Genomic DNA, 11,955 nt, shown 5'->3' with positions numbered 1-11,955 from the left:
GTGGAGGAGAATTTAGTCCTCACAGCTACAAGGGTAATACAAAAAGAGCCTGTTGCCAAGCTCTTTAGTCTATTATTTTTTCTCAGCGCGAAGGGCTGACAAGATTTGTGTACGGATATCATCTACACCATTTGGAGTATTTGGTAAAAAGATCGTTTGATTTCCTTTAGAGGCAAAGGTATTCAAGGTATCCAAATACTGGTTAGTCAAGAGGATAGACATGATTTGTTCTTCTGTCATGCCAACATTGGCTTCCTTGAGTTCAGTGATAGACTCTGCCAATCCATCCACAATCGCCTTACGTTGTTGGGCAATCCCCACACCATGAAGGCGGTCTTTTTCTGCTTCGGCTTCAGCTGCAGTGACGATTTTAATCTTGTCGGCTTCCGCTAATTCTTGCGCTGCGACCCGCTTACGTTGCGCCGCATTGATTTCATTCATGGATTGCTTGACTTCTGCATCTGGTTCAACCTTGGTAATCAAGGTTTTCACGATAATATAACCGTAAGTAGTCATTTCTTCTGCTACTTGATGTTGAACTTCAAGGGCAATCTCATCTTTTTTCTCAAATAATTCATCCAAGGTTAATTTTGGAACAGAAGAGCGAAGAGCGTCTTCAATATAAGATTTAATCTGAGATTCTGGACGCATGAGTTTATAGTAGGCATCTGTCACGCTCTGCTCGTTGACACGGTACTGAGTCGCTACATTCATCATAACGAACACATTGTCCTTGGTCTTGGTCTCAACCACAATATCGCTTTGCAACAAGCGCAACTGAATCCGCGCTGCAATCGAGTCAATCCCAAAAGGTAAGCGAATATGAATACCGCTATTGGCAACCTTTTGGTATTTCCCAAAGCGTTCAATAATCGCCACCGACTGCTGACGAACCACATAAACTGTACTCAGTGTGACTATCACCAATAGGAGCACACAAACCACCACAAAAATCATCAAAAATGTTGCCATTATCGTGACCTCCATCATTATTTTCCTGTATTATAGCACATTTAAAGAAGGCTGTGCAGTTTTTACTGCGATTTTTCCTGAAATGTCAATAATTAGAGGTGAATTGTCACATTGTCGTCTAATCTCTTGCTAAAACAACTGGTAAGGAATTAGGTGCACCATGCTAGTTCTCTCTAACTCCGTTGATTATTAACATACTATCTGAGTTTTACAAGTCGTGGACAAAGAAACGAAACAAGTAACGGTTAATCCCTTTAAAAAACTCACAAAAAACATCATTAAAGTGAACCGCACTCCAATAGTCCAAGCATTAAGTGAGGTTGATGATCTAAATTTGATGTGTATACTATTTTTGTCATCGGTTACTGATTACGTTCCTTACGGTTCGTGAGAGGAGGTGAAGCTAATGAGCCTTATGCCTGAGCTTGCTCTTACTATTATAGCGGATGTCATCGCAGGAATTATCTTGTATTTCATTTGCAAATGGCTAGATAGTAAGGAGTAGACCGAGTGACTAGCCTATCAACACCCGTTAAATCGCTAAGATACGTCAAAAAAGCCCTTAACTATGCCAGTAGTTAGGGGCTTTGGTGTTCTAATGAACCTTATCAATTAACTACATTCTAGCATATAAACCCCGATATTTCAAGAGTTTTATTTATTTTTTAAAGTGCCTTAGGTATCTGAAAGGTCTATCATGAAGTTAGCCATCTAGTACCCAAAAACCGACTAGCTCCTATGAACTAGTCGGTTTCTCATCAATGCGCCAACATTTCTTGGGCGATTTCTTGGCCAGATAGGTTATCTGGGTAGTAGGTTGGCCAGTTATCCATTTCTTCAAAGAGGGCTTCTTGACTTGTGCCTCCAAAGAAAATATGGAAATGTTCTGCCTTAACTGGGGCGATATTGTGGTCACTAAACTGAACATACTTGAATTGTCCAGCATCAGGATCTGTGGCTTCAAAGAGGAAGCGCACGCCACGATTGCCTTTCTTGTAAGTTAAGATTTTCTTGCCAACATACTTGTAGGTGAATTTCTTACTTTGTCCACCTTGAACAAATTCCATAGTGTTATCAGTAATGTTGATCTTAGTGATATCTGTCTGATAGCCTTTTGTATAGTAGGCCTTGTACTCAGCCTGGGTCATCTTACCAGTCAACTTAGCCTTGTAGTCAAAGACCTGATCAAACGTGCCATCTTCAAGGAAAGGATAAACTGATTGCCAGTTACCTGCATAGTCACTCAAGGTACGATCCTTGACATCGGCATCCTCAAAGTAACCATTTTGAACTGTCTTGGTATCCTCTGCCTTTTCAGGCTCAATTGCTGGGCCTTCTTGGTCTGTTGTTTGTTTTAGAGCCTTGAGGTTTTTCTCCATGATAGAGATATAATTTTCTCCCGCCTTGGTATCTTCTTCTGTCAGACTTTCTAAAGGATTGAGGACATCTGTTTTGACACCTGCCTCTTTTGAAAGTGTATTAGCAAGGGCTTGTGAAGCATTTTCTTCAAAGTAGATATAGGCAATTTTATTTTTCTTGACGTACTCTGTCAATTCTGCCAGACGAGCAGCTGATGGTTCTGCATCTGGAGAGAGACCTGAGATTGCGACTTGTTTGAGTCCATAGTCCAAGGCAAGGTAGTTAAAGGCTGCGTGTTGAGTCACAAAGCTCTTTTGTTTGGCTTGAGACAATCCTTCTGCATAAGCCTTATCCAAGGCTTGCAATTTTTCGATATAGGCAGCAGCATTCTTTTCAAAGGTCTCTTTTTTATCAGGATAATCTGCTGATAAACTGTCACGGATATGCTCTACTAGTTTAATAGCACGAACTGGTGATAACCAAACATGGGGATCGTACTCATGGTGATGGCCTTCTTCTTCATGGTCATGGTCTCCCTCTTCTTCCTCACCACCTGGCAAAAGCAACATATCGCCTGTCGCCTTGATAGTCTTCACCTTTTTCTTATCCAAGGTATCTAGCAATTTAGGGACCCATGTTTCCATGTTTTCATTTTCATAAACGAAGGTATCTGCGTCTTGGATTTTAGCAACTGCCTTGGCAGACGGTTCATATTCATGGGGTTCTGTACCAGCACCGATGAGGAGTTCTACATTAGCAGTATCTCCTGCGACTTGCTTGGTAAATTCATAGACAGGGTAAAAGGTTGTTACGATATTTAGTTTGCCATCTGCCTGCTTTTGATTGGAACAAGCCACTAAAAACAAGGCACATAGACTGGCGAATAATAAGCTAATTTTTTTCACGTTAGTCTCCTATTTGATAAAACGTCTTACTAAACTGATGAGTAAAAAGACAGTTACAAAAATAATGGTAATACTTGCACTTGCAGGTGTTTCTGCATAGTAGGAAATATAAAGTCCTGCCACCATTCCCAAAAATCCAATAGCACTGGCAAGCAGCATAACCGATTTAAAGTTTTTCCCGAGACGCAGGGCAATACTAGCTGGCAAGACCATAATGGTTGATACCAGAAGAGCTCCCGCAGCAGGAATCATAAGGGCAATAGCCACCCCTGTCACCATGTTAAAAAGAATAGACATGGTACGAACTGGCAAGCCATCCACAAAGGCCGTATCCTCATCAAAGGTCAGGATATACATTGGACGAAGGAAGAGGAAGGTCAAAACCAAGACAACCGCCGCAATGACAAAGAGGGAAATGACCTGTTCTTCACTAATCGTCACGATGGAACCAAAAAGGTACTGGTCTAAACTCATAGAACTCGAACTTTTACCCTTACTCATGACAATCAGAGAAACTGCCAGACCTGTTGACATTAGGATAGCTGTCCCGATTTCCATAAAGCTCTTGTAAACCGTACGGAGATACTCCAAAAAGACCGCCGCAATCAAGACAATAGCAATAGTGGAAATAGTTGGCGAAATCCCCAGAACCAGCCCAAAGGCTACACCTGAAAGCGAGACGTGGCTGAGGGTATCACTCATCAAACTCTGACGGCGCAAGATAAGGAAGGTTCCTAATACTGGCGAGAAAAGACTCATGGCAATAACAGCCAGAAAGGCACGTTGCATAAAGTCATAAGATAACAAACTAAGCATGGCCCACCTCCTGATCATTCTCATGAACGTTGAAACAACGCCATGGCGAGTCTTGGTTACGGACTAGATGAATATTGCGGTCCGCATAGTCCTTAACTTCTTCAGGGTCATGAGTAATCATCAAAACAGCCTTGCCGTGATGGTGGGCGCTGTGGTGCATGAGTTCGTAAAATTCATTTTTACTTCCTGCATCCATCCCCGTTGTCGGCTCATCTAGGATAAATACATCTGGGTCAGAAGCAAACATACGCGCAATCACCGCTCGCTGCTTTTGCCCCCCAGATAGAGAACCCAAGCGTTTGTCTCTGTGTTCCCACATGCCAACTGAGTCCAGACTAGCCTTGATATGCTCCTCATCATGAGCATTCAAGCGACGGAACCAACCCTTTCTCGGATAGCGACCAGATTTGACAAATTCATAAACCGTACTTGGAAAACCAGCATTAAAACTGGCAATCTGTTGAGGAAGATAGGCTATTCTCAATTTCTTACCCTGCGTATTTGTCTTTGAAATAGTCACCTTTCCAATGCGTGGCTGAAGGATTCCAAGACTGGCCTTGATCAGTGTCGTCTTAGCTGCCCCATTTTCCCCCGTCAAGGTAACAAATTCCCCACTATCAACACTATAATTGATATGTTCAAGAACGGGCTCCTTATCATAATAGAAGGATAAATCCTCTACCGTAATATATCTCATTATTTGATTTCTCCTACTAAAGCAGTCAAAAACCGCTGGATCACTTTTTGTTCATTTGGAGTAAACTGAGTCGCCACTTGTTCATAGGTTAAAAGTGTATGCTCATGGTGATGATGGTGCTCCTCAGCGATTGGACGAGCCAAATCAGTCAACTGGTAAAAAATCACACGCGCATCCTTAGGATCTTTAGATGTTTCTAACATCCCTTCCTTAACCAGAGATTTAATGGCCTTGGTAACCGCCGCCTGACTGACATTGAGGCGACGGGCCAACTCTGAATTTGTTAAAGATTCCTCTGACAAGAGCATGAGAATGTGCTCCTGAGTATTGGTCAGGGCTACCTCACTAGTGCAATGACCTATTAGGATTTCATGCTGATTTTCCGCCTGCAAAATCACCTCATTTAAAAAGGCATCGATATCCTTCGCTAGCTGTCTCATATCTGACTCCTTTCCTTTTGGACTTCTCTTTTTTAAGAGAAAAATACTATTCTTTGAAAAATTATTTACTGGTTAATTATATCACAACCAAAAAAAGAGTCAAGAAAAAACGTGAAAACCAGTTTCATTCTTGAACTCTTCTATATATTATTATCTATTTGAATGTCTTAACATCTCCATCATAAGTCGCCCAGTCTTTGCTGAAAAAGCGTTCATTCAGATGGTAAGTCGGAGCTGGCGTGGGATTGGATAGGAAAGGATCAACTGCCTTATCAAAAGCAAGCCAACCCAACCAACCTAGGTGAATGGTATCCTTAACAAAATAAGGATCCCCTCCATTTTTTGAAAAGTCAGCAATATTAGTGAAACCTTGACTTTCTAATTGGTAACGAATTTTCTCCACTGCATGCTGGTACATATCTTCTCTGAGCCCTGTGTAGTCCATCCATTTCTTATTGACAGGCTGGATGACAAAGAGGACATTAACTTTCGATTTTGCAAATTGATTGAGAACCAACTGTAAATCATTATATTCAGATGATTTTAGGAAACTGTAATTCTTTTGATACCCTTCCCATTTTTTCAAATCCTTCTTAACCTCTCTCGTATAGAAATGATTTTCCATCCCCATATCATTATTGGTCGTATTGGCTTCTGCATCCTTTCGAGCAATTTTTTCTAACTCTTGGTAAGAAAATTGATCTGGAAGATCTTTTAAATAATTTTCCACATGTTCCTTATATTTGAGTTTTCCTCTAATGGAGAACTGACCAAATAGAGAAGCCTGTCTCTCATTGAATCGGGCAAAAATATTAATAGCAACCTGATCAACCTCTGATAATTCTTCACCCTTTGATAGTTTTTGAACAATGCCTTTTAATGCAACATTAGGATTCTGCTTTAACAATCGAATAGCCGCATGCTTTGCAGCAGTGTCACCAGATTGATTTTCCAGAAAAGCTGTCAATTGGTCACTGTTAAAAAATCTCTGAAACGCTGCGGGTTCATAATCAGTCTCTGTAAACCACTGAGGCGAAATAACAAATACCGCCTGTTTATTCTCAATTTCTGGCAAAATTTGCTGTAGGCCAAAATATTGATTTAGAGAGGCTGCTCCTGCTTGACCTAAAAAGTAAGGACGATAGGGACGATGGTATTTCTCTGCTAAAACAGCTGGATGGACACTATCAAATCGAATCCATTCACTGGACCCTAGAAAAGGAATAAAACGCATATTTGGATCTGTAAGAGCCCTTACTTTTTGGCTTCTCTCTTTAAAACTCTCTACACTAACAGAAGCCGCCGAATATTTCTCCTCCGTCAGATTATGGCTTGTTTTACTTGGATAAAAAAAGATGAGTAGAAGAACCAAAAATCCAGCTATGAAGATAGGCCCAAAGATTAACCATAAGCGTTTAAGCATTTTGTAGCTCCACAATACCAGCTATGATTTTATTGGCTGTATTCCAGTCGTCGCGACCAAACTCTGTAACAGGGACACGAATATCAAAACGGTTTTCAATCTCCACAATCAACTCAACCGTTCCCATACTATCCAAGACACCTGCATCAAAAAGATCTTCATCCATCATGTCAGAAACATCTTCCATAAACAACTCATCAATAATTTCAATAACTTCTGATTTGATATCCATATTTTATTTCCTTTTATTTTTTAAACCATAAATCATTCAAAAATCCAGAAAAGATTAAGAATGACAGCATGACGACATGGAAGGTGATAACCATGCCAAGCAACTGAATCCAGCGATTCTCAGGTAGAGCAGCTTTCCCTGCTTTTTTCCGTTCCTTATTGAGCGTTTTTTTCTTACGAATCCAAGCATCATTAATAACCAAGCCTAATCCATGAAAGAGGCCATAGGCGATATAGTACCAGGTCACTCCATGCCAAAATCCCATAATCAGCATATTTACAATATAGGCCACACTTGAGGTTACATTGCGATTCTTAAAGACCTTCTTTCTGGTCAACACCATGACCATTCGCATAAAGACAAAGTCACGGAACCAGAAAGACAGACTCATGTGCCAGCGATTCCAAAACTCTTTTAAATCCCTAGATAAAAAAGGCTTGTTGAAGTTAATTGGACTATGAATCCCCATTAAGTTTGAGATTGCCAAGGCAAACATAGAGTAGCCTGCAAAGTCAAAGAAAAGTTCTAGACCAAAGGTATACATAACTGCCAAGGCATAGTGGTTAAAAAAGCCACCTGACTGTAGGGCTAGATTCTTCAGAGGAGGGAGTAAGGTCTCTCCTAAAATATGAGCTATGATAAACTTATATAGAAAGCCAAGCATGATATACTTGACAGCCTCTTCCAGCATATCCATCAACTCATCTCGCTCAGGAATGGTCTGATAATTTTCATTAAACCGCTTAAAGCGATCGATTGGCCCGCTTGAAAAAGTCGGCATGAAGAGTAGGAAGCGGAGGAATTCCCAGAGGCTAAAATCCTTAATCACTCCATCTCTCAGCTCGATGATAATCCCAACCGAACGAAAGGTCAGGTAAGAAATTCCCAAAAATCCAAGCAAAGACTGCGTTCCATTGATAGCTGGCTGCACCTTGACAAAGATAATCGGCAGTAGGGACAGAAAACTAACTAGGTAGAAAACCCACTTACCATCCTTACTTTTTCGATAGTGCTTATAGAAAAGCAAGAGCAATATTTCCCAGCACAGATAAATGCCCAAGGCAGCCAATTGATTAGTCTTCCCACCTACCAGCATGGTAACGATAAAGAAGAGACTAACCAATACCTCGTACCAGGCAAAGCGTTTCTTGAAAAAGAGGCCGATAAAGATGGGCAAGGTTGCAGCAATCACATAGACAAAATACTGAGGATTGCCGTATGGCTCTAAATGAGGAAGCTGTTTAAAAAACTCCATCATCTCCTATTTACCTCATTAATCAATCCTTTGATATCAATTTTTCCATTTGGAGTCAGTGGCAAACTGTCTCGATAAAGGAATTTGGACGGCATCATATAAGACATCATAATATCTGTCAAGTCTTCCTTAATGGCCTTGGTAATATCGATATCACGCTCAAACTGCTCACGAACACCATCTTTTAAGATGACATAGGCTAGAAGATTTTGCACCTTGTGGTCTTTATTATAGCGCGGTACTGCAACAGCAGACTCGATAAAGCGAGACTTATTGAGGTTTTGAGAGACATCTTCTAACTCAATGCGGTAACCGTTGAACTTAATCTGGAAGTCCATGCGTCCGCCGTAGAGAAGCAAGCCTTCATCTGTCATGGTTCCCACATCACCTGTGTGATAGGCTGGCAGACCTTCAAACTCAAAGAAGGCTTCTGCTGTTTTTTCAGGATTATTCATATAACCTTTTGAGACGGCCGGTCCTGAAACAATGATTTCTCCCTGTTCACCATTTGGCAGTTTATTTCCTTCCTCGTCAATGATAAAGGTTGGAGAATCAGCCTTGGTATAGCCAATTGGTAGACGTTTGAGATTCGCTAGCATCTCATCTGTCACGGCAACTGCTGACAGGGCCACTGTCGCTTCTGTTGGGCCGTAAGCATTGATAATACGGGCATTTGGGAAACGCTCACGTAGTTTTTGAGCCGTTTTGACCGTCAATTCTTCTCCATCAAAGTAGAAATGCGTGATACCAGGCATTTTCTCGCTATTAAAGTCTTCAGACAACATGGCCATATCCGCAAAAGAAGGCGTTGATGTCCAGATAGCGATTGGCAATGAAAAGATGGTCGCAAAGAGTTGCTTAAAGTCCTGAGTAATAGCTGAAGGAAGAGCGAAAAGTGTACCACCAAGTGCTAATGTCGGTGCCCAGTACATGACAGACAGATCAAAAGAATAAGGTGGCTGAGCCAGCATTTGCGGACGACTTGGCGTCGCAAATTCCTTATCCGTAATCATCCAGTTGGTAAAACTGAGGAGGTTATCATGGGAAATCTGTACTCCCTTAGGCTTACCAGTTGTACCAGAAGTAAAGATAATGTAGTAGTTATCATCTCCCTTGACTGGATGCGTAATCTCATAACTAGTCCCTTGAGCAAAGGCTTCTTGAACCTGAGCTAGAGTCATCATTGGCGTAGAAACCTGCTCCAATGGAAAGTCTGAGATAGCAATAATCAAGCTTGGCTCTGCTACTTCTAAAATAGCCGAAACTCGCTCCAAGGCTGAATGGCTGTCAATGGGAATGTAGGCATGTCCTGACTTAGTCAGAGCTACAAAAGTTGCCAACATTTCATATTCTTGGCCTCCAAAAACAACCACAGGAGACTTCTCTGGTAAATCCAGTTGGTCGATGGCTGCAGCTAAACTATCCGAATCAGCCTTCAAATCTCCATAAGTGTGTTCCTGCCCCAAAACATTGTAAACAGGATAGCTAGGCTGTGTCTGAGCAAAATGCTCAATGGTTTCAATCATATCTACGATTGCTTTATTTGACATAATAAGGATTCTCCTTCAAGTTAAAATTCATTATAGATAAAGCTTCCTTGACCCTGACCAAGATAGCTAAAGAAGTAAAGCAGCCCTAGAAAGATAAGAAAATACAAGGCTGTCCGACCAAGAAAGAGGTACAATTCTTTTCTCTGTTTCATTAAGAAAAACCATTCATTTCTGTAATTTTCCGCTAAAATAAAATCAATTTCTTACTAATTTATTTTTCTGCTATTATACCACTTTATAGACTAGTTTTTCAATTGTTTACCCGTCTATTTTCACTACGTTCCAGTAACATTAATTTGTTCCATATGATTCTTTCTAATGATAGCTTGAATGCTTTTCAGTATAGATTATATGGGGGCTACAACAAAGTAGGCTCCATATAATCTATAGAGGATTTCTCCACTATAAATATTATAGAGCCTTATCTTATGTCTCACTTTATCGGTGCAGTTCCCTTTATCTAGAGATTTTTATAGTATGTAATCCTAGAATTCACTATAGATAAATTCTTGAATGTTCGAAAAATCGGTCACAAAACAATAAATCACGATGCTTAAGATAACCGTATAGAAAAATAGCGTCCACAAGATTAAACGGTGTGTGTTAGTTATCTTGGTTTGCAAATTTGTAAAGTTCTTTTTCAACTTCCATCCATCCTTTCACTCCAACATGCATCACATCAAATAAAAAGTAATCATCATACTCTCTGTTTCCATAGTTTAATACCGTTGCACCATAGCTTTTTGCGACATCTTCTATTTTTTTATAAGTTTTCTCCCGCATCTCTCTTGAGACACCTGTGTAGTCATTCCATTTCCCGTTTACTGGGAAAATAATGACCTCAACTTCAATGCCCAATTCTTTGGCAACTGTCAAGAAAAGTTCCATATCTGAATACTCTGGTGACTCGAGGTAGCTCAAATCTTTATTAGAATTCTTCAGCGATGTATAACGATCTTTTAAATAGGTATTGTAGTAGTTATTATCAACAGCATAATCATTATTGTCTGTTTTCTTTTTGACCTCTTCTACAAACTGATTCATCATTTTCTCCCAATCATAGTCTGGGGTTTTATCCCCTAGTGAAGGATAATCTGATTTGGCATGTTTTTGATAAAAAGTCTGTTTGAGTTTAAAGGAATAAATCGCGTTATCAAACTCTAATAGTTTTTTATCAACAATCGTTCCTTTCTCATCTATGAAATAACTTTTGTATTTTTTGTAGATGTCATTTTGTTGCTTGTTCCCCTTGGTAATCTCGATAATGCGATTGATTAGTTTTTCTTTCGTTTCCTTACTAATCTTATCATTATCTAGCATATGGAAAATATGTTCCTGAGAAGCCTTGTTCAAAAAGGCATCTTGATGAGTCCCATCTTTTTCAAACCACTGAACCGACTCTATTATAGCCACTTTTCGCTTAGTCATAGATCCTTCAATTGAGCCCAAGGTCGTAGCCTGAATGATGTTTTGTGAATAGCTGGTTCCAATCTGCATGATATTAAAATCGTTGTAGTTAAAAATTTTATTGGGATGATAGTCTTCATTTATCGTTGCAACCAACTCAGATGACCCCAATAAAACCAATGTATTGGGAGTGATATTGCTTGTTAAAATATCTCTACTTTTATACTTTTCATACGAAGTGCTATAGCGAATACTGTTATCCTTTACTTTATAATAATCATCAATCTTCTTGACGTATGTCACATTTAAAAGCGCAAGCGTCGCAATTACGAGCACAAGCGATAGCAAAAATGCTTTTAGTTTAATCATCTAGTTTTATCCTATCCCTTCGATCCGTCCAATCTCTTTTCAAGTTCTTATCTCTTTAAAATCGTCAGTAAGATTTTATAAGGTTCACCTGAAAAGATAAAGAAACCAATCATAACCAAATTCATGGTCACAAACCAACTCAGTAGCTTATACCAATCTTTGTTTTTATTTTTCTTATAAAAATTGCTTTTCTTTTGATACACTTCAAATCCAGCCATCAAGACACCGTGATAAAAACCATAAACAATGTAGCTAACACTAAGGCCATGCCAAAAACCCATGACCAACATATTGACCATATAGGCATAGGTTGCATTGTGTAGTCTATTTTTAAACCACTTTTTCCTGATAACCTGCATCAATACTCTTGAAAATACAAAATCTCTCAACCAGGTCGACAAGGTGATATGCCATCTGGTCCAGAAATCCTTGATATCAACACTCAAGAAAGGTTTGGGCACCTCTAAAAACTCCACTCTTATCACAAAAGAAAAAATCAACTGTATGTGTCTCATTTAGTTGGCACATTC

11 protein-coding genes and 1 pseudogene are annotated in these 11,955 nt (G+C 39.8%); all 12 read right to left on the bottom strand.

Annotated elements, in window-relative coordinates:
• Positions 1–72 precede the first annotated feature (72 nt).
• Positions 73–957, bottom strand: coding sequence for an SPFH domain-containing protein (locus K1I71_RS06830; protein ID WP_004235732.1), 885 nt, complete (start codon positions 955–957; stop codon positions 73–75).
• Between the two features lie 773 nt (positions 958–1,730).
• Positions 1,731–3,236, bottom strand: a complete 1,506-nt coding sequence (gene adcA / locus K1I71_RS06825; protein ID WP_223330570.1) for a zinc ABC transporter substrate-binding lipoprotein AdcA — start codon at positions 3,234–3,236, stop codon at positions 1,731–1,733.
• A 9-nt stretch (positions 3,237–3,245) separates the two neighbouring features.
• Positions 3,246–4,052, bottom strand: coding sequence for a metal ABC transporter permease (locus K1I71_RS06820; protein ID WP_125408922.1), 807 nt, complete (start codon positions 4,050–4,052; stop codon positions 3,246–3,248).
• On the bottom strand, positions 4,045–4,749 hold the full coding sequence (locus K1I71_RS06815; protein WP_001269496.1) for a metal ABC transporter ATP-binding protein: 705 nt from the start codon (positions 4,747–4,749) through the stop codon (positions 4,045–4,047). Before K1I71_RS06815 ends, K1I71_RS06820 begins: the two co-directional genes overlap by 8 nt.
• The gene (adcR, locus tag K1I71_RS06810; protein WP_001249308.1) at positions 4,749–5,189 is read right to left on the bottom strand and encodes a zinc-dependent transcriptional regulator AdcR; all 441 of its coding nucleotides are present in this window, start codon (positions 5,187–5,189) and stop codon (positions 4,749–4,751) included. Before adcR ends, K1I71_RS06815 begins: the two co-directional genes overlap by 1 nt.
• 154 nt (positions 5,190–5,343) lie before the next feature.
• The gene (gene dltD, locus K1I71_RS06805) at positions 5,344–6,612 is read right to left on the bottom strand and encodes a D-alanyl-lipoteichoic acid biosynthesis protein DltD (RefSeq protein ID WP_223330569.1); all 1,269 of its coding nucleotides are present in this window, start codon (positions 6,610–6,612) and stop codon (positions 5,344–5,346) included.
• The gene (dltC, locus tag K1I71_RS06800) at positions 6,605–6,844 is read right to left on the bottom strand and encodes a D-alanine--poly(phosphoribitol) ligase subunit DltC (protein ID WP_000351967.1); all 240 of its coding nucleotides are present in this window, start codon (positions 6,842–6,844) and stop codon (positions 6,605–6,607) included. The genes dltD (K1I71_RS06805) and dltC overlap by 8 nt, the downstream gene beginning before the upstream one ends.
• 13 nt (positions 6,845–6,857) lie before the next feature.
• Entirely contained in the window at positions 6,858–8,102 is a 1,245-nt protein-coding gene (dltB, locus tag K1I71_RS06795; protein WP_049552659.1) for a D-alanyl-lipoteichoic acid biosynthesis protein DltB, read from the bottom strand.
• Positions 8,099–9,649, bottom strand: a complete 1,551-nt coding sequence (gene dltA / locus K1I71_RS06790; protein WP_049487532.1) for a D-alanine--poly(phosphoribitol) ligase subunit DltA — start codon at positions 9,647–9,649, stop codon at positions 8,099–8,101. Before dltA ends, dltB begins: the two co-directional genes overlap by 4 nt.
• Before the next feature lie 20 nt (positions 9,650–9,669).
• Positions 9,670–9,801, bottom strand: a complete 132-nt coding sequence (locus tag K1I71_RS06785; protein ID WP_000813667.1) for a teichoic acid D-Ala incorporation-associated protein DltX — start codon at positions 9,799–9,801, stop codon at positions 9,670–9,672.
• A 451-nt stretch (positions 9,802–10,252) separates the two neighbouring features.
• Positions 10,253–11,425, bottom strand: coding sequence for a D-alanyl-lipoteichoic acid biosynthesis protein DltD (gene dltD / locus K1I71_RS06780; protein WP_223330568.1), 1,173 nt, complete (start codon positions 11,423–11,425; stop codon positions 10,253–10,255).
• Between the two features lie 47 nt (positions 11,426–11,472).
• Positions 11,473–11,880, bottom strand: a pseudogene (locus tag K1I71_RS06775) (D-alanyl-lipoteichoic acid biosynthesis protein DltB); the annotation flags it as partial.
• Between the last annotated feature and the right edge of the window lie 75 nt (positions 11,881–11,955).

The organism is Streptococcus mitis, assembly GCF_019929545.1.
GTDB classification, from domain to species: domain Bacteria; phylum Bacillota; class Bacilli; order Lactobacillales; family Streptococcaceae; genus Streptococcus; species Streptococcus mitis_BU.
The sequence above is the reverse complement of the archived record's forward strand: the minus strand, read 5'-3'. Positions and strand labels throughout refer to the sequence as shown.